Annotated in this window: 20 protein-coding genes; 3 read left to right on the top strand and 17 right to left on the bottom strand. The window is 60.8% G+C overall.

The window, feature by feature from the left end; translation table 11 throughout:
* Positions 1 to 19 precede the first annotated feature (19 nt).
* Genes fliE through AC1DKY_RS09650 form a run of 13 tightly spaced genes read right to left on the bottom strand, consistent with a single transcriptional unit; the run spans position 20 to position 10,283 of the window.
* Entirely contained in the window at positions 20 to 322 is a 303-nt protein-coding gene (gene fliE, locus AC1DKY_RS09710) for a flagellar hook-basal body complex protein FliE (RefSeq protein ID WP_441603798.1), read from the bottom strand.
* Positions 319 to 735, bottom strand: a complete 417-nt coding sequence (locus tag AC1DKY_RS09705) for a flagellar basal body rod protein FlgC (RefSeq protein ID WP_441603797.1) — start codon at positions 733 to 735, stop codon at positions 319 to 321. The genes fliE and AC1DKY_RS09705 overlap by 4 nt, the downstream gene beginning before the upstream one ends.
* A 2-nt stretch (positions 736 to 737) precedes the next feature.
* Positions 738 to 1,106, bottom strand: a complete 369-nt coding sequence (locus tag AC1DKY_RS09700; protein ID WP_441603796.1) for a flagellar basal body rod protein FlgB — start codon at positions 1,104 to 1,106, stop codon at positions 738 to 740.
* An 8-nt stretch (positions 1,107 to 1,114) separates the two neighbouring features.
* The gene (locus AC1DKY_RS09695; protein ID WP_441603795.1) at positions 1,115 to 2,227 is read right to left on the bottom strand and encodes a flagellar basal body P-ring protein FlgI; all 1,113 of its coding nucleotides are present in this window, start codon (positions 2,225 to 2,227) and stop codon (positions 1,115 to 1,117) included.
* Positions 2,224 to 2,769 (bottom strand): flagellar basal body L-ring protein FlgH, encoded by a 546-nt coding sequence (locus AC1DKY_RS09690; protein ID WP_441603794.1) that lies wholly within the window; start codon positions 2,767 to 2,769, stop codon positions 2,224 to 2,226. Before AC1DKY_RS09690 ends, AC1DKY_RS09695 begins: the two co-directional genes overlap by 4 nt.
* A gap of 34 nt (positions 2,770 to 2,803) precedes the next feature.
* Positions 2,804 to 3,505 carry a flagellar basal body P-ring formation chaperone FlgA gene (gene flgA, locus AC1DKY_RS09685; protein WP_477179906.1) on the bottom strand — a complete coding sequence of 234 codons (702 nt, stop codon included), beginning with the start codon at positions 3,503 to 3,505 and terminating at the stop codon, positions 2,804 to 2,806.
* A gap of 2 nt (positions 3,506 to 3,507) precedes the next feature.
* Entirely contained in the window at positions 3,508 to 4,275 is a 768-nt protein-coding gene (locus tag AC1DKY_RS09680; RefSeq protein ID WP_441603792.1) for a flagellar hook-basal body protein, read from the bottom strand.
* A gap of 10 nt (positions 4,276 to 4,285) precedes the next feature.
* Positions 4,286 to 4,963 (bottom strand): flagellar hook-basal body protein, encoded by a 678-nt coding sequence (locus tag AC1DKY_RS09675; RefSeq protein WP_441603791.1) that lies wholly within the window; start codon positions 4,961 to 4,963, stop codon positions 4,286 to 4,288.
* Positions 4,964 to 4,970: 7 nt separating this feature from the next.
* Positions 4,971 to 7,031, bottom strand: coding sequence for a flagellar biosynthesis protein FlhA (locus AC1DKY_RS09670; RefSeq protein ID WP_441603790.1), 2,061 nt, complete (start codon positions 7,029 to 7,031; stop codon positions 4,971 to 4,973).
* On the bottom strand, positions 7,028 to 8,101 hold the full coding sequence (locus tag AC1DKY_RS09665; RefSeq protein WP_441603789.1) for an EscU/YscU/HrcU family type III secretion system export apparatus switch protein: 1,074 nt from the start codon (positions 8,099 to 8,101) through the stop codon (positions 7,028 to 7,030). The genes AC1DKY_RS09670 and AC1DKY_RS09665 overlap by 4 nt, the downstream gene beginning before the upstream one ends.
* A 1-nt stretch (position 8,102) precedes the next feature.
* Positions 8,103 to 8,870, bottom strand: a complete 768-nt coding sequence (locus AC1DKY_RS09660) for a flagellar biosynthetic protein FliR (RefSeq protein ID WP_441603788.1) — start codon at positions 8,868 to 8,870, stop codon at positions 8,103 to 8,105.
* A gap of 5 nt (positions 8,871 to 8,875) precedes the next feature.
* Positions 8,876 to 9,139 carry a flagellar biosynthetic protein FliQ gene (locus AC1DKY_RS09655; RefSeq protein ID WP_426271785.1) on the bottom strand — a complete coding sequence of 88 codons (264 nt, stop codon included), beginning with the start codon at positions 9,137 to 9,139 and terminating at the stop codon, positions 8,876 to 8,878.
* Positions 9,129 to 10,283, bottom strand: a complete 1,155-nt coding sequence (locus tag AC1DKY_RS09650; protein WP_441603787.1) for a tetratricopeptide repeat protein — start codon at positions 10,281 to 10,283, stop codon at positions 9,129 to 9,131. Before AC1DKY_RS09650 ends, AC1DKY_RS09655 begins: the two co-directional genes overlap by 11 nt.
* A 464-nt stretch (positions 10,284 to 10,747) precedes the next feature.
* Here AC1DKY_RS09650 and AC1DKY_RS09645 point away from each other — a divergent pair, with 464 nt between their 5' ends.
* The gene (locus AC1DKY_RS09645; RefSeq protein WP_441603786.1) at positions 10,748 to 11,134 is read left to right on the top strand and encodes a hypothetical protein; all 387 of its coding nucleotides are present in this window, start codon (positions 10,748 to 10,750) and stop codon (positions 11,132 to 11,134) included.
* 128 nt (positions 11,135 to 11,262) lie between these two features.
* Here AC1DKY_RS09645 and AC1DKY_RS09640 read toward each other — a convergent pair whose 3' ends face one another.
* Positions 11,263 to 11,652 (bottom strand): hypothetical protein, encoded by a 390-nt coding sequence (locus tag AC1DKY_RS09640; protein ID WP_477179905.1) that lies wholly within the window; start codon positions 11,650 to 11,652, stop codon positions 11,263 to 11,265.
* 12 nt (positions 11,653 to 11,664) lie between these two features.
* The gene (locus AC1DKY_RS09635; RefSeq protein WP_441603784.1) at positions 11,665 to 12,063 is read right to left on the bottom strand and encodes a hypothetical protein; all 399 of its coding nucleotides are present in this window, start codon (positions 12,061 to 12,063) and stop codon (positions 11,665 to 11,667) included.
* A gap of 402 nt (positions 12,064 to 12,465) precedes the next feature.
* Here AC1DKY_RS09635 and AC1DKY_RS09630 point away from each other — a divergent pair, with 402 nt between their 5' ends.
* Both AC1DKY_RS09630 and AC1DKY_RS09625 read left to right on the top strand, forming a co-directional pair.
* The gene (locus tag AC1DKY_RS09630) at positions 12,466 to 13,704 is read left to right on the top strand and encodes a hypothetical protein (RefSeq protein WP_441603783.1); all 1,239 of its coding nucleotides are present in this window, start codon (positions 12,466 to 12,468) and stop codon (positions 13,702 to 13,704) included.
* A 989-nt stretch (positions 13,705 to 14,693) separates the two neighbouring features.
* A complete protein-coding gene (locus AC1DKY_RS09625) occupies positions 14,694 to 15,008 on the top strand; it encodes a HigA family addiction module antitoxin (protein ID WP_441603782.1) in 315 nt (104 codons plus the stop codon).
* 647 nt (positions 15,009 to 15,655) lie between these two features.
* On the opposite strand, the gene AC1DKY_RS09620 is transcribed toward AC1DKY_RS09625, so the two are convergent.
* Both AC1DKY_RS09620 and AC1DKY_RS09615 read right to left on the bottom strand, forming a co-directional pair.
* Positions 15,656 to 16,108, bottom strand: a complete 453-nt coding sequence (locus tag AC1DKY_RS09620) for a hypothetical protein (RefSeq protein WP_441603781.1) — start codon at positions 16,106 to 16,108, stop codon at positions 15,656 to 15,658.
* Entirely contained in the window at positions 16,105 to 16,467 is a 363-nt protein-coding gene (locus AC1DKY_RS09615) for a hypothetical protein (RefSeq protein WP_441603780.1), read from the bottom strand. Before AC1DKY_RS09615 ends, AC1DKY_RS09620 begins: the two co-directional genes overlap by 4 nt.
* Positions 16,468 to 16,677 lie beyond the last annotated feature (210 nt).

Below are 16,677 nucleotides of genomic sequence, written 5' to 3'. Positions count from 1 at the left end.
TGCCGTCCTGCACGTGCTGTTACAACTGCATGTTGGTCAGGTTCTGATACGCATCGACGACGCGATTGCGTACCTCGACGGCCATTTGCAATTTCAGGTGCGCTTGTTCGAACGCGATCATCACGTCGTGCACCGGAATTTTGTCGCCTGCCGCCAGCTGGCGAGCGAGTGTGTCGGCTTGCGAGAGATCGGCATTGATGCCGTTCAGCCCATCGCCCAGGGCATGCATGAATCCGTTGCCCTGCAGGGACGACAGCGGCGTTGCCTCGCGCGCAGCATCGACGGCGCTGAGCGAGATCGGTTGGATCGGCGCCACACTCATGCGCCACCTCCCAGATCCAAAGCGTGAAGCGCCATTCCACGCAGCGTGTTGAAAGCGCGGACATTGGCCTCGTATGCGCGGCTGGCATCGAGCAATGAGCTCATTTCCTGCACGAGGTCGACCTTGGGGTAGCTGACCATGCCGTTCTGGTCAGCGGCCGGGTCGGATGGGTCATGTACCTTGCGCTCGGCAGCCTCGGCATCAACCATCACCGGGCGCGGCAAGTGACCAGCCATCAGCGACGCCGACGTTCCCACATGCGGTAGGAACGTGGTGGAAACGCGCATGAGTCGCTCCGGTTGCGCGGCGTCGCTGGGCGTATTGGCCACGGCAATATTGTGGCTTGCTGCCTCCAGCCGCAGACGTTCGTATTCCAGGCCATAGCGCGTGGCCGCGAAAATCTGGTCAACCATGATCAACCCCTGCCTGCCAGCGCAAGCTGCATGAGCGAAAAACGACGGGAGAGCACAGCCGTCATGGACTGATAGTCGGTGCTGGCAGCCTCAAGATCCGCCACTTCACCGTCCAGGTGCACATTCACGTCAGCGGCATCCGTAGTGGCCACCGACGTGATCGTGGTGTGCTTGCCTTCCAGCCTCAGCGTATCGCTGCTCATCTCTGGATGGACTGCCGCTTGCTGCAACAGTCCGAGTGCCTGACCAAAGTCAGCTCGTTGAGCCCGGAACCCTGGGGTATCGACGTTGGCGATGTTGGCGCTCGCAATCTCGGCACGCGTACGCGCCAGACCCATGCCAAGACGCAATGCTTCGGTAGTTAGATCCACGGTCTACCTCACTGAATCACCAGGTCGCCGTGCAAAGCACCGGCAGCCTTGATGGATTGAAGAATGGTGATGACGTCGCGCGTCGAAAGATGGATGGCCCGCAGTGCACCGACGAGGTCGGCAACCGTGGCGCCATTGGGCATATTGACCATGCGTGCCTCGGGATCCTGCACGTGGATGGTCGACTGGGGCACGACGGCCGTGCCGATATTGCGGGAAGGATTGATAAGACCCTCAGGCTGCGAAACCAGGTAATCGGTCTGTACCGACACGCGCAAATCGCCATGCGAGATGGTCACGCTGCCCAGCCTCACATCGCCGCCGGAGACCACGGTGCCAGTGCGCTCATTGACCACGACGCGCGCAATCGCATCCGGCATCACCGGCACGTTCTCGATCGACGAGATCATGCGCACCATGTCCGTCGGTGGCGTGGAGAACACGACCCTGACCTTGCCGGCATGCTCGGCCACGGCCGAAACACTCGCATTTCGCCGCAACGACTCGGCAACGCGCTCAGCCGTGGTGAAATCGGGCTGATACAACACCACGTCAAGTGTTCGACTGTCAGTGTTGAGGCCTAGGGGCGCCTCCCGTTCGACCGAGGCACCGTCGGGCACGCGGCCCACGGTGGGGTGATTCTTTTGCTCGATGCTGCCAAACGAACGCACGTCGTATCCACCAACGGAAAGCGCACCCTGAGCAAGCGCATACATCTTCCCGTCAGGTCCGTTCAACGGCGTCAACACCAGCACGCCACCGGAAAGGCTGCGCGCGTCGCCGAGCGACGACACCGAAACGTCCAGCTTCTGCCCGGACTCTGCGAACGCCGGTAGCGTTGAAGTCACGAGAACGGCAGCGACGTTGCGGCTATTGAGGTCGTCAGGGCTAATGTTGACGCCGAAATGACTCAGCGTATTGGCCACCGACTGCACCGTAAGATGGTTTTTGCTGGTGTCGCCCGTGCCGGCAAGGCCAATGACCAGGCCGTAGCCGGTCAAGGGGTTGTCGCGGACGCCTTCGATGCGGGCAATTTCCTTCAGGCGCACGCTGCCGGTGTCTGCCTGCACGGAGAGTGCGCAGGCGGCGAACAGCACGCCGATGAGTACACGGTATTTCATATCAGGCGCAGCCAGCGTGCAATGCGATAGAGAATGCTTCGGCGTTGTGCTTCGGACACATCGCCTTGGCCAGTGAATTCGATGTTCGCCTCGCTGATCCGGGTCGAGAGGATGACATTCGTCGCTGAAATGTCTTCCGGACGTACCAGGCCCGTGAGCGCGAAATGTTGCTTTTCGCCGTTGACCACCACGGTCTGCTCGCCGCGGACGCGCAGCATGTCGTTGCCCTCGATGCCGGTGACACGCACCGTCAACTGGGCCTGGAGCATGCCCGCGCGGGTCGTCTTACCCTCGCCGGTATCGCTGCCGGACAGGCCCACGCCGTAGTTGTGCTGCACGTGCTTGTTCTGCGTGTTGGCGGCAAGTTGCACAGCGCTGTCAGCGTCCGTGTTGGCGCTGGCTGAGGCCTGTGCCGTCTCCGTGACCACCACGGTCAGCGTATCCCCCACCGTATGAGCACGCCGATCCGCCGCCAGGCCGTGGTAGGCATCGGGCTCGATCATCGAGCCGCTGGCGTGTTGTGCCTGCGCTGTGAACGTCATCAGAGCGCCGACAAGCAATGATGGTATGGCACGTTTACTGGACAACTTCGACTACTCCCTTCTCTGTCACTCGCGCACGCACGGGTTCGTCCGCACCATCGACCAGTACAGGCACTACATCGCCCGCATTGCCCTTCTCATTGGCCACGCCGCGCGTCGCCAAGCGAATGGCGCCGTAACTGGCAAGCACGCGGACCTTCTGACGTCGATCCACGTCTGGAATCTTTTCAAAGTCGCTCAAGAGCACCGCGGCACCACCTTGAACCGGCTTGCGTAGCCGCATGCCATCGAGTGCCGCCGGTCCGTCCACCGGCGTTTCCGCCAAAGTTGCCACGTCGACGTCCGCTTCCTGGATACGCAGCGCCTGCGCCTTCATGCCGATGGGTTCATCGTCGCTGTAGGTAAGCACCTTGTTGTGGACACTCACCGCAAACCACACCGTGGCAGATCGCACCACGCGACCATCCACCCGCACATCCACGGGCATCCCCACCCGAGGGCGCGGCCAACGCCCACTGATCGGATGAACCTGCAGGCTCACGCCGCCTTTTGGCACGTGCACATCCTCGGGCGTACCAATCGTGGTGAGCGTGACTTCGCCGCCCGTGGAAAGATGTTCGCGCAGCACATCCTCGGCCGCGCCGACCAGGCGCGACGCACCCACCACCTGCGCAGTACTCTCCGCAAGGAATGGCGCAGACAGAAGGACGGCAAGCACGAACAGGATGTAGCGCATGCTTATTGGCGGAGGTTGTTGATGGTGTCGAGGATCTGATCCGACGCCTGCAGCACGCGCGCATTGAGCTGATAGGCGCGCTGCGCGATCACCAGCGACGACATCTCAGACACCATGTCCACATTCGAGCTTTCCAGGGAGCCCTGCAGAATGCTGCCAGTACCGTTCTCGTTGGCCTTCTCCACGCTCGGATCGCCCGACGCCTGGGTGGCGGCAAAGTTATTGCCGCCCACCGACTGCAACCCATCCGGGGACGGAAAAACACTCAGCTCGAGCGTCCCCAACAGCGTCTGTGTGGCGCTGCCGCCGACGTTGGCGTAGATCTGACCGCTTTGGTTGATCTGGATCTGCGCGGCATCCGGCGGAATCTGGATGTTCTGCGCAAGACGATTGCCATCGACCGTCGCCAGATAGCCCTCGCTATCGACGTGCAGCTGGCCGGCACGCGTGTAGAGACGATTGCCATTGCTGTCGGCAACCTCCAAAAAACCGCTGCCCTGGATGCCGATGTCCCAGGTGTTATTCGTCTGGACCATCTGGCCCTGCGAAAACAACGCCGTGGTTGCAATGATCTCCGAGCCGGCTCCTTCGCTCTCGGGCGGCAGCCCGGCCGCCACCTGCGCCGGCGACATCGTTGCAATATCGCCAAACGCCACGCGTTTGGCCTTGAAGCCCGGCGTCTGCATGTTGGAGATATTGTTGGACAGGGTATCAATCTGGCTCTGCTGGCTCTTCAAGCCAGAGGTGGCGATGTAAAGCGCGTCAATCATGTCGAGCTCCTCAGGCGTTGTCGCCAAGGTGGGAAACGCCGCTCTGCATCGCGGTGTCGTAGGCTTGAATGGCCCGCTGCACGGACTGTGCATGACGAGTCACTTCCATCAGGCGCACCATTTCGGTGCCGGGATCCACGTTCGAGCGCTCCAGCGCGCCTTGATGCAGGCTGCCATTCCACTCGCCAGTCGAGCCGCTGTACGCATAGAGGCCATCCCCGATCTCGCGCAGACCGTTTGCGTCGGCGATGCCAACGATCCTCAAGGTATCGACCTGCTTCTCGCCGTCCTTGATGGTGCCGTCGGCACCGATCTGCACCGCGGCGGTGTCAAGCGTGATCGGACCGGACTCGCCCATCACGGCACGGCCCATGGCATCCACCAGCTGCCGGTCTTCGTCGAGATGGAATTGCCCGTTGCGCGTCAAGCGCTCCTGGCCATTCACATCGACCACGAAAAAGCCCTGCCCCTGGATGGCCAGGTCCAGCGAAGCCCCGGTCTTGTCGAGGTTCCCGTCGAGCATGCTGAGCGTGCGATCGCCGCTGGCCGTGGCAGCACGAAAATCGCCCTTGAGTCGTTCGGTGCGATAGCCGACCGTGCGCATATTGGCCACGTTCTGGCCAATGATATCCAGCGACTCAACATCACGACTGAGATAGCTGGCGATACTGGAAATGACGTTGCTCATGAATTCCTCATGGAGACACGCTGACGACGCCGAAAGATTTCACGGCCAAAGACGCCGGCACCTCGTTGATGCCAAGCACGGTGATATGGGGAAGGCTGCGCTGGATGAGTGCGCGCAAATGACGTCGCAGCGCGCTGGGACACAGCAGCACAGGGAGGTGGTTGCGCACCATCATCGCTTCGGACTGTTTGGCCAATCCGCCGAGCAGGGCCTCGAGCTGCCCAGGATCGCTAAGCAGCAGGCCGCTACCTTCGCGCTGCCTGAGCGCCGCGACGATATGGCGTTCAAGCTCGGTAGCGAGAGTCAATACGTGCAGCTCGCCCTGGGGATTGCTCACGCGCTGGCAGATGGTCGGCCCCAGGCGTTCACGCACTCGCTCAACCAGGTCGTCGGTCTGCTTATAGGTTTTGCCCGCATCGACCAGCACTTCGAGGATGGACTCGGTGTTACGGATGCTCACCTGCTCCTTGAGCAACTGCTGGAGCACCTTCTGCACATCCGTAAAGGACAGCACACCAGGAATGAGTTCGTCGACCAGCGATGCCTGCTGTTCCCTCACCCGCGCAACCAGGCGCTCGGTCTCAGCACGGGTCAGCAATTCCGGAGCGTGCCGCTTCACGACCTCGCCGAGATGAGTGATCAAGACCGTTTCCGGATCGACCAGCGTATAGCCGGCGCCGCGCGCAAATTGCCGCTGCTCCGGCGGTATCCATAGCGCGGGCAGGCCGTAGGCGGGGTCCTTGGTCTCTTTGCCTTCCAGGCGCGGACGCTTGCCGCCCGGATCAATGGCCAGGAGTGCATCGAAGTGCAGCTCGCCTTTGCCGACACGCGATCCCTGCACATGAATCTCATAGCCGCGTTCGGCCAGCGGCGCCTCCTGGATGAGCTTCACCTTCGGCAGGATAAAACCGGCCTCCAGTGCGTACTGCTTGCGGTACGTCGCGATACGCTCGCCCAGGTCGAGATTCTTAGCCTTGTAGGTCGCCACGATGGCCGTGCCGAGATGGATCTCGATCGGCTCGACCACCATCAGCTTATAAAGGTCTTCTTCGGTGCGACTCGCCGGTGACTCAAGCGAGGGTTCCTCAACCTCGTTCGTTTCACCGGAGGCTTTGCCGCGGAACGAGAAGAAGAGCATGGCGCCTACGCCGGCCAGCACGACAAGCACCGGCCACGCAGGCAGGCCCGGCAGCAGCATCACCCCCATCAAGGCCACTGCCACGATCAGCAGAGTGCGTGAATTGGACAAGACCTGGCGCGTGATCTCGGTGCCGAGCTGGGCGTCGGACGCGGCGCGGGTGATGATGATGCCGGTGGCTACGGCGATCACCAGCGAGGGGATCTGCGTCACGATGCCGTCGCCCACGGTCAGCAGCGTGTACTGGTGCGCCGCCTCTGACCAGGGCAGGCCCCGCTGCACCATGCCGACGGCCAGGCCGCCGATGATGTCGATCAGGATGATCATGATGCCGGCGATGGCGTCGCCCTTCACGAACTTGGTCGCGCCGTCCATCGCGCCATAGAAGCTCGCCTCGCGCTCGACCAATGCACGGCGCCGCTTGGCTTCGTGCTGATCGATGAGGCCCATGTTCATGTCCGCATCAATGCTCATCTGCTTGCCGGGCATGCTGTCCAGCGTAAAGCGTGCAGCCACTTCGGCCACGCGCTGGGCGCCACTGGTGACAACCACGTACTGCACCACCACCAGGATCAGAAACACCACCAGGCCAATGACGTAGTTGCCGCCCACCACGTAAGAGCCGATCGCGTTGATCACCCGGCCGGCGTTGCCCTTGTCCAGGATGAGGCGCGTCGCCGAAATGTTCAGCGAGAGGCGGAACAGCGTGGTGATGAGCAATAGCGAAGGGAACGTGGAGAAGCTCAGCGGCGTCTCGGTAAAGAACGTAATCAGCAGCACCAGCAGCGCCGACGTGAAATTCAACACCAGCAGAAAGTCGAGCAAGCCTGGCGGAATCGGCGTGAACAGGATGACCAGGATCCCGACCATGCCGAGCACCAGCGCCATATCGCGCTTGCCGCTCCACAGCTGTCCAAAAAGTGCGCTCACGAAAAAATCCTGTTGCCGGCGCGGCCCATCAACCAACGGTAGACGGGTGCCAACTGGCCATAGAGGTGGTCAGGCACGGGCTTATCGATCCCGCACTCCCGGAACAAAGCACGCGCCAGCGCGGGCGAGCGCAGACAGGGGACGCCCGATACGGCCGCCTTGCTGCGCATGGCCACCGCCACCGCGTCGGTTCCCTTGGCCAGCACGACGGGCGATCGCATCGTGCGCGGGCGGTACTGGATCGCCACGGCAAGATGCGTGGGGTTGGTCAACACCACATCAGCTTCCGGCACGCGCCGTACCGAGCGCGATTGCTTGAGCAGCTCGACCATCAGCCGCTTGCGCTTGTGCCGGATGTCCGGATCACCTTCGCGGCGTTTCACTTCGTCCTTGATGTCATTGCGGCTCATGCGCAGCTTGCGCAGAAACTCTCTGCGCGAAAAGAGCAGATCCATCAGCGCCACCAAGGCCAGTACCACCAATACCCAGGTGGTGACGCGCACATAGATCGACTGCAGCAATGCTCCTGCTGCGCTGGGTGCCGCGGTCGCCGTGGCCAACAACTGATGCTGTAGCGAGCCGGTCAGCCACCAGGCCATCGCGCCGAGCAACGACACTTTGAGCACCAGCTTGAAAAGGTCCCAAAGTAAGCGCAGTGAGAAAATCCGCTTGAACCCCTGCGCCGGGTTGAGTCGCGAAAAGTCCGGCTTCATCGGTTCCGTACTGAACACCGGGCCGGTCTGCACCAGGTTGGCGATCACCGCCGTCACGATCAGCGCAATCACCAGCGGCACCATGGCCTGCCAAACCGGTCGAAACGTCGCCCCTATCCATTGCATCAGACTCACCGATGGCGTGGGCGCGTTGCCTGCCATAAGGATCATCCGCTGGAAGGAATGCGCCCAGGCACCGGCCAGCGTGGCAGCGGTAGCGCACAAGGTGATGCTGAAGACCACGGTCACCAACAGGCCGCTCACTTCCGCACTGCGCGCCACCTGCCCCTTCTTGCGTGCCTCCTGGAGACGAAAAGGGGTTGGCTGCTCGGTCTTGCTCTGCTCGTTCTCCGCCATGTCAGTGCACCGCCGGCATCGGCAAAGAAGAGAACGCGGCACGAAACAGCCGCTCGATCAGCGGTGGCGCAAACCGCAGTGTGGCCGCCAGCAGCGCGAAACCCGCCATCACCTTCAACGGCAGCGCCACGAAATAGATATTGGCCTGGGGCAACGAGCGGCTTGCGTATGCGGTGCCCAGATCAATGGCGAACAGGCCGAGCACGACGGGCAGCACCACCATCAAGCCCAGCAGAAATTGCGTTGAAAGCAGGCTCAGGAACGCCGAAGGAGTCATGACCACGCGACCGCTGCCAAGCGGAACCAGATTGATCGAGGCAACCAGCCCGCGCAGCAGAACCAGGTGAAGACCCAAGGCGAAGAACGCCACCATCCCGGCCCATTGAATAACCGTGCCGAACAGTGACTCGGTGGTGTGCGTGGAGGGATTGAGCAGACTGGCCGCTGCCAGGCCCGACTGCATGTCGAGCATGCGTGCAGAGAACCCCAGGGCTGCCATGGGCAGGACGACGGCCAACGCAAACGTCAGACCCACCAGGCTCTCGCCGCCGAGCGCAAGCCCGAACAGCAGAGGCGAATCGAGCGTTGCCGTCGACACGGTTGCCGCGTCCACCGCCCCGACCGCGGTCAAGCTGAGCGCGAGGAGCACGATGACGCGCACCGTTCCCGGCACCCAGGCAAAGGGGCCGAGCGCGGGCACCATCAGCAGGGGCGCAAAGCGCGCCATCGCCAACAGAAACGCCGCGATATCCCTATCCAGTACTTCCACGAGCTTTACATCCCCGCCACTAAGCCAAACAGATGACGCGTGAACTCGACAACGACGGCCATCATCCAGGCGCCCGTCATCACAAACATCATCACGACGACGACGAGCTTCGGGATGAAGGTCAAAGTCATCTCCTGGATCTGCGTCACCACCTGCACGATGGAAATCACCACACCCACCAGCAGGGTCGCCACCAGAATCGGCGCGCTCACTTTCGCCGCCGTCAGCAACGTCTGCGCGAGCAGATGCATGGCGACGTCAGTGTCCACGCGTACGCTCCTGTGTCGGACGCACGAGATCCCGCAGCGTGTAAACGAACTCTGCCGTGATCGGCTCACGCAAGTTCGCCGACGAGGCGGTCAGCGACTGGATGATCGCCTGCGCCTCTGCCTCCCTGCCCTCGTCCAGCAGCAGGACGCTTTGTGCGTAACGTGCCGAGCGACCATTCGGATCGAGCCGCAGCGCACGCTTGATCGCTTCGCCTGCCGCCTCCCGTTCGCCGCGAAGCGCATGGATCAGGGCGCGTCCACCGTGCGTTTCGCCGAAGGTGCGATCCAGCGTAAAAGCGGCGTCGAAACTCTGCTGAGCGCCGTCCAGGTTGCCTTGCAACAGCTGGCACCACGCCATGGCGTGCCAGGTACCGATGTGTTCCGGCATATAGGCCACGGCGCGATCCAGCACGGCGCGCGCCGCGACAATATCGCCACGCAACATCAAGCCTTCGCCCAAACCGAGGTATGCCCTGCCCGCGCTGGGCTGCGCAGCAATCAACTGCTGGAACATCGGGACAGCGACGTCATCGCGACGTTCCGATAGCGCAAGCGTGGCGCTTACCAGCATGGCATCGAACTGCGCCGGATCCTGAGCAAGCGCATGCGCCGCGGCTTGTGCAGCCTGCGCCGTGTCGCCGCTATCGAGCAGCAAGAGAGCACGCAAGCCATGAAACTCTGCGCCCCTGTGATTCGCGCCCACGCTATCCAGCGCCGCCATGGCATCGGCGATAAGCTGCTGGTGGAACAGGATGCGCGCTTTGAGCAAGGCGATAGCGGCAAAGGTGTCGTCGTCTTCCGCGCCCGCCAATGACAGCACACGAAGCGCGTCGTCCAACTTGCCAAGGCGAAATTGTGCCAAGGCAAGGTCGTGGCATAACCCAGCAGGAGCCGGGCGCATCGCGGTGACGAGCGGCTGTAGCAACCCTTCCACGGTCGCGAAATCGCCATCCATGAGCGCGCAACGGGCTTCGCGAAACACCACGCCCGGCAACGACCTCAACGGGTGCGCAAGCTGACCAAGGCGCTGGCGCGCTCGCGCAACCTGACCCTCGATCAGCAGCTGATCAAGCAGTTCGCAAAGCAGGTCGGCATTGGAAGGGTCGCGGTCCGCATAAGCCTCCAGCGAGGCAACGCGGCTCACCGGCAACCCCTAAACTTTTCGCGCTGCAGACGGACAACTACTTCAGGCGGGACGTCACGACGTCCTGCATCCAACATGGTCTTGAACACGTAATTCCATTTACGCACGGCGAAGACCGTACGCCCCCTTGCATTCCAGCCCTTCAAAACAGCGCCCCCGCGCTGTCCAGCAGATCGAACACACTAATCTGGGCTGCGACGCGGCGAGACTAGGTGCGCTGTGAAGAGCGTGTCAATAAGCCAGATGGCTCGTAAATCTTTGCGATACTTAGGGCCGTAAAATCAAGGATATAAATGTAAAGCTTGAAGACCGTACGGACGAACTCCGCCGCTGTTAGGTGTGTTCAAGAAATTGCCTTTGAATTCGTTTGTCAGAAGTGGGCATTTTGAATGTGATGTGCATCACTTTTTATATCGGTACAGCAACACCGCTACACTTCGCCCGCCCATCTCTAGGAAATGCCCATGCCCGCCGATCGCATCACCCCAGGTTCTTCACTACTGGAAACGATGCGGGCGTTGGCTCAAGGCAAGGCCGGATCCACCACGGGGTCGGCAGCAGCGCCCTCGGTCAAGAACGACCGGACTCCGACAATTTCGCGTCATTCCACCGCACAGCTTCGCCAGCGCCTGCGCGCGCTACTTGCCGATGTCGACCCTGACGATGACGAGGCCATGCGGGCCGTGCAGCAGCCCGCGCTGCGAGAAATCATTCTTTGGGAATTCGGCAGCGATTTTCGGCAGAGCACGCATTTTCAGCCGATGGTGGAACGCATCAATCAGGCCATCGACATCGATGAGCGCTTTCGCTCGCAATTCGTCGAAATGGTGCGCGGATTGAAGCGCCAGTAACGCTCGCCAGTTGGACTGAGGCAAGAGCGAGCGTCTTCGACGCACCCGCTACAGGCGACGCAAGAGCGAAGTCCTCAACGCGTCAATCTCCCGGTCGGAACCAGCAATTACGTGCCTAATTTTTTCTCTCAGCGGGACGCGTCTTGAGCAAGAAAACGCGCGCCTGTCCCCGAGAGATTGTCAATGCGTGTCTCGAGATAGCTCGACGACTGTTCCGGCAGAACGACCACCGCCTCGGCACCCGACAGGCACGCCTGCCGCTTCAACTCGGCGGCTGCAGAAACATAGTCCGACGACACGAAGAAGGTCTTCTCAAGATGGACATTGAGCCGCGATATCGCCACGTACGGCAGCTTCGGCGGCGCGTCCTTGTGAACAGAAACCTGGCAGTCCGCTGCCCGTGCGGTAGCGCCACCATTGAGCGGACGGTAGTTCCCCGTGGTCGCCATGCAGCCGCAGAGGCACAGGGCGAGGAAGATCACCGCGACATTTCTGACCATGATGATCTTCCCCGTCATTGCGCTGCGACCTTATTCGTGCGGACCGACACCCTTGTCCATTTCCGCGATGATTTCCTTATCCCAGTTCTTCTGGCCGGCCATGCCCGCGAACGACTTGGCGGTGCTCACCTTGACGGAGGTCTTGGTGCCGCCCACTGGCGACAGCCACACGCCGGCCGACTCGCCGCCCGAACCAACCACCAGGCCCACCTTATGGGGGCGCGCACCCTCGATATAGTCGGCGGTGGTCTTGCTTACAACAAATCCATTGGCGACCAGCGCATCCACGGCGGCCTTCTGAACCTCAACGGCCGGCTTGTCGTAAACGACGCTCGGCGTGCCATCACCCGGCTTGGTCGGCGTGGCGGTGCAACCCGCCAGCAAGAGCGTGCCGGCCACCATGGCGGACTTCCAAGAAATACCTTTCATCCCGTGAATCCCCTGTTTTGTCGAAACACACGAAAAAAAGTCGTCACCACCCTCAGGCAACGACCGCCGATTGATAACTGGCCCTGGCTCGCAGGGCATCTCAATTTAATCCGCGGTCAGAGGAAAAAGTTTAGGTCTGCCGCGCAACAGGCGATCGAACCAGTCTTGCCACGGGCGCAGCAGAAATCGGGCAACCCTTTTGCCCATGTGAGATCGGCATCACGGCGCTGCGAAACTAGGCATCCCCCTACAGCGTGACCAACTCAAACCCTACGTCTCGACGCTGTCAGAGCAAGCGCTAACACAAGACGATACCTAGGGACCGTTTTGTCTTCGCCGGCTGGCCGGCTTATCAAGGGGAAACACATGAGGTGGATTCGAGCCATAGGGATATTTTTGCTCATGCTTCCGTTCGGGGCATTCGCGCAAAGCGGCACTAAATACTTCGGCTACTTCTACAACGACGCGACCAGCTACAACAGCGGCAACCCCGCGTTCACCGAAAACTACAACCGCATCAACCTCTATCACATCGCTTTTTGGAGCGGCAATACGACCGAGGGAGGTCGTGCCGGAACGATCTCCTATACGCTCGGGCAACTCGCCTTGGCTCGCCAGAACGGCGTCAAGGCCATCGTGACGGCCACGCCGTTTGTTTTTCAGTTGAACGGCACCGCTTGGCAAGCCGAGCCCAACGCAGGTGCAGAGTGGGCCAACTTCGTCAATCAACTGGTCGCCAACGGCTATATCGTGCCGGGCAATCCGACACTGAGTACCGTTGCGGCCATCTATGTGATCGACGAGCCGGACCTTGCGGGTCTGGGCGACAAGAATGGCGGGGCCGACGCGGCTGTCGTCAATGCGGTGAACGCCATTCGCGGCAACGGCAACACCAGCGGCATCCCGCTTGCGTCCATCATGGGCTGGAGCTTTTACAACAACCCTCGGACCATGGCGTTGTTTGACTGGGTCGGCTTCGACAACTACGGTGAAACCCAACCCCAGTGGAACAGCTCCTACAACCAGCTCAAGGGCATGCTGGCTGCCAATCAGCGGACCATCCTCGTGCCCAAGGCGACCAAGGGCGGCGTCTGTGGCGTTGGCGGCGGTGCGACGGCCTACTCCGACCCGTGGGTGATGTACAACCTGATCGAGACCGATGCCAAGGCCGTCTGGCTGGCGCCTTTCCGTTGGTTCACGCCCGACGTCAATTGCCCTGGCGTACGTGATCTACCGGCCCTGTTGACGCCGTACTCCGAGATTGGCCAAACGTTGAAACAGCAGTCCAATCCCGTCATCGGCAATATCGACAGCGTCTACTACATGGACTTCACCCCCACCATATCGGGCTGGGCCTGTGCCAAAGGCATGCCGCAATCGATCTACGTCGACCTCTACATGGACGCCCCTTACGGGCAAGGCGGCACGGGCGTGGGCGAGTATTTGGCCAACGTGAGTAGCGAGCAGGCCGTTGCCAATGCCTGCGCCGCAGGCTCGGGAAGCTTCCGCTTCGCCATTCCACTGTCGTCTGCGTTGAGGGCGCAGTGGGCGGGCCACAAGATCTACATTCACGGCATTGCACCGTATAACGGGGACAATCCTGTGATTGGCAATTCGGGGAATCTGACGGTTCCGAACTAAGGAGACTGGAAGTTGCTGGCCTTGTGAAGGTCAGCAACTTTCTGCTTTTGTGAAGCATTAGAGGCGCAGCTTGCGCGTCATGCGGGCGCAACCGAAGAAATTGACCGGCTACCTAAGTCGACCGCTCCATAAATGCGCACGCTGACCATCGTTTTTCATTTCGCATACGCAAAGGCATCAAAGTGAAAAGGTGCCGGAGACAATTTCATAGTCCATGAGTGCACGTTTTTTTGAGAGCGCGCACTGCCTTCAGGTCATCTATGGGAATGGTGCTGACATTCGATCGGCCTGGCGCCGTCACGCGCCGCATTACCTAGGTGGACACCCATCTCGCCGATCCCTGACAGACGTTCCCAAACCTGCTTGTTAGGGTCAGTCAGTCGTTCGCGCTGTCGTATTGCACGGCCTCGCGAGTGACCATGACCACTAGGTCATGAGGCGCGGGCCGTGAGTGCTTGTAACACCCACGACCCGCTAACCATCACCAACTAAGCAGAGTTGATCATGGCTACCCACGATCATACGGTACGCATTCGCTCGTCCGTTCTCCCTGACGACACCCTCACTCCTCCGCCTCGCGACCCGTCATCGACGTCTGTGGCATGGCCCGAAACCCTTCGTCATGGCACTCGCGGTGACATCGCCCTGGCGGTGCTCGCCCTCACGCGCTTGCGTCTCGACAGCGAGCAGTGCCGCAACGCGCAGGCGCGGGGATTCCCCGGCAGGGCGCTGCCATGGCCGCTTCCCGTGGCCGTCACGGCCAGTCTGGGCACGGCCATCCACTGCCTACAGCAGTACGCCCGCCTGCTCGCTGACGAGCCTCGAGTGAACACCACACGCCTCCGATGATCGCCGTTGCGGCGCATCGGCCGGCGTGGCGATGCGCCGCATTCGAGCGATCACCGACGAAGCTGCCAAGCATTCACTGACACGGAGCGCTGTAAGCGCCTGAGCCGCCGTGCGGCCGTGTCCGACAGGGAGGAACCCCCATGGAACTGATCCAGCTCACCCCGCACTCGGAAGTGGACCCCTCGCAACCCCTGCGAGCCCCCGGCGACATCCTGCTGCATGCCTACCTGATCCCAAGCGCACTCAACCCCGCCCAACTTGCCCGTCGAACCGGCATACCCTCCAATCAGATCGAAGCGTTCATCGCCGACACTCTCCCGATCACGCCCAAGATCGCCATCCGCCTCTCTCTCGCCTTCGACACCACCGCCTTTTACTGGCTGGCACTGCAGGCGCGGTACGACCTGGAAAGGGCGAAGCCTGTGGTGCGCGCTTATCGCCCTCTCGTTGATTAAGCGAGCTAAGTGGGGGCTGGAGTCCGCGCAGGTGCGAAAGCATTGGCGCCAGGAGTGCCAGTGATTCGAACAAATGCCGGGAACCCGAACAGGTGCCAGGGACAATTCGGGCTCCCGAAAAATGTCCCGGGCATCTTTCTTTTCCAACTACTTGGCCCTTGGTGCGGCGAAGGCCGAACGCTGCGCGGCCTATCGTGCGCTCGTGACGGAGATCCTCTCCGATGATGATATTGAGGCGATTCGTGGCCATGTTCAGCGACAGCGCGCTTGGATCAGATCGCTTTCGTGAGGCGATCGAGGCGCAGCTCGCGCGCCGCGTAGCGCCGGCCAAAATCGGACGACCGCGCAAGTCGACCGGCCCTTAAAAGTGCACTCTGACCCCAGTTCTTCGTGCGCATCTTCAACAACAACGTGCCTTGGGGCGAGATGCGTTCAGAGCGATGGTTGAAGCCAAGACCCAGCGCTTCGCCGGTATTCGCCCCGCCCATCGCCCACCACGAAGGAAGTGAACCTGACCCCGTTCTGGACCCAAGGTCCTGCTCCGACTGCCCAACGTGCTTCTCCAAGAGATGGCCGCCGGCATCTTCATGAGCCTGCAGTCCACCGCCGTCAACTATGGGGCTAAATGGCGCTTCTGTGTCTGGAACTTAAACCTTCTTGTAGAAATGAAAGTTATAGGCGTCCCTTTGAAGCTTTCCGCGCGCATATAGTCCTATCAGAACATGCTCGGCTGGCATGTCTGGAGGGACGATGAATGACTCTCCTGGGAAGCGCAATTCGAATTGCCTGGCTTCAATCTCACTCCTTCTTTGCTCAAACTCTTCTTGCCCCACAAACACGGCAACAGCGCCGTGAAAAGCCACCATGTAGCCCCCTTCTTTAAGAGGCACCACACGAAAATCGACGATGAAGCGAGCTTCATCTAGCGCGTGCCTTGCATCCGCCACATCATCTTCACCTGTGGTGAGCGAAAGCAATGTTCCATTGCCAAGGATGATGATCCCATCGCGCCCTTTTTTGTACGAAACCATTCGATCTTCGATATCTTTCAGCGGAGTCGTGTTCTCAGGCTCCCACCGCAACCTCAATTCCTTGATCATGGATTCACCGGATATTGCTGATGGATGTAATTAGTGTCGATGAAATTATGGAATAGGTACTCGCGTTCCGCCAAGCCGATCTTCGGATTGATCTCGAAGAACGCCTGAGGATTGTCGAAGTTCGGTATCGCGAACTTGTTAGCATCCTCAACACTCATTCGGAAAACAGTTACGTAACCATTCTGATCTTGGTTAGGCCCGCGGGCAAAGTACTCCGCTACAGCGGGATCATCAGTTACACCAATGGCTGGCGATCCAGCGCTGTGTACACCATGCGCCTCATAGATATCCGTGAACTCCCCCGTGTCGCGACTGTTGAGGAACTCGGTCGTAGCCTGGACCCCTTGCCCCTGCGCCATCGGCCGAAACTGGGGTCAGAGTGGAGTTACCAGGRTTTAGTGGACAAGTCCTAGTATCCACACGATCCGCTGAGGGTTTCGGCTATGTCCCCAGGCAAGCCCCTAAGTAAGGTCAGACAGGCATACAAGTTCATCGAAGCCCATAGGAACGAGTTCAGCATCCAGGCCATGTGTCGAGTTCTCGCATCCAGGCCATGTGTCGAGTTCTCG

This window comes from Dyella sp. 01N448 (assembly GCF_056399225.1).
The sequence above is the reverse complement of the archived record's forward strand: the minus strand, read 5'-3'. Positions and strand labels throughout refer to the sequence as shown.

Excerpts from the sequence above, each read along its gene's own strand:
- AC1DKY_RS09695 (WP_441603795.1), bottom strand. The coding sequence starts at position 2,227 with ATGAAATACCGTGTACTCATCGGCGTGCTGTTCGCCGCCTGCGCACTC.
- flgA (WP_477179906.1), bottom strand. The coding sequence starts at position 3,505 with ATGCGCTACATCCTGTTCGTGCTTGCCGTCCTTCTGTCTGCGCCATTC.
- AC1DKY_RS09640 (WP_477179905.1), bottom strand. The coding sequence starts at position 11,652 with ATGACGGGGAAGATCATCATGGTCAGAAATGTCGCGGTGATCTTCCTC.
- AC1DKY_RS09635 (WP_441603784.1), bottom strand. The coding sequence starts at position 12,063 with ATGAAAGGTATTTCTTGGAAGTCCGCCATGGTGGCCGGCACGCTCTTG.
- AC1DKY_RS09690 (WP_441603794.1), bottom strand. The coding sequence starts at position 2,769 with ATGACGTTCACAGCGCAGGCACAACACGCCAGCGGCTCGATGATCGAG.
- AC1DKY_RS09705 (WP_441603797.1), bottom strand. The coding sequence starts at position 735 with ATGGTTGACCAGATTTTCGCGGCCACGCGCTATGGCCTGGAATACGAA.
- AC1DKY_RS09680 (WP_441603792.1), bottom strand. The coding sequence starts at position 4,275 with ATGATTGACGCGCTTTACATCGCCACCTCTGGCTTGAAGAGCCAGCAG.
- AC1DKY_RS09615 (WP_441603780.1), bottom strand. The coding sequence starts at position 16,467 with ATGGCGCAGGGGCAAGGGGTCCAGGCTACGACCGAGTTCCTCAACAGT.
- AC1DKY_RS09625 (WP_441603782.1), top strand. The coding sequence starts at position 14,694 with ATGGAACTGATCCAGCTCACCCCGCACTCGGAAGTGGACCCCTCGCAA.
- fliE (WP_441603798.1), bottom strand. The coding sequence starts at position 322 with ATGAGTGTGGCGCCGATCCAACCGATCTCGCTCAGCGCCGTCGATGCT.
- AC1DKY_RS09620 (WP_441603781.1), bottom strand. The coding sequence starts at position 16,108 with ATGATCAAGGAATTGAGGTTGCGGTGGGAGCCTGAGAACACGACTCCG.
- AC1DKY_RS09630 (WP_441603783.1), top strand. The coding sequence starts at position 12,466 with ATGCTTCCGTTCGGGGCATTCGCGCAAAGCGGCACTAAATACTTCGGC.
- AC1DKY_RS09675 (WP_441603791.1), bottom strand. The coding sequence starts at position 4,963 with ATGAGCAACGTCATTTCCAGTATCGCCAGCTATCTCAGTCGTGATGTT.
- AC1DKY_RS09645 (WP_441603786.1), top strand. The coding sequence starts at position 10,748 with ATGCCCGCCGATCGCATCACCCCAGGTTCTTCACTACTGGAAACGATG.
- AC1DKY_RS09665 (WP_441603789.1), bottom strand. The coding sequence starts at position 8,101 with ATGGCGGAGAACGAGCAGAGCAAGACCGAGCAGCCAACCCCTTTTCGT.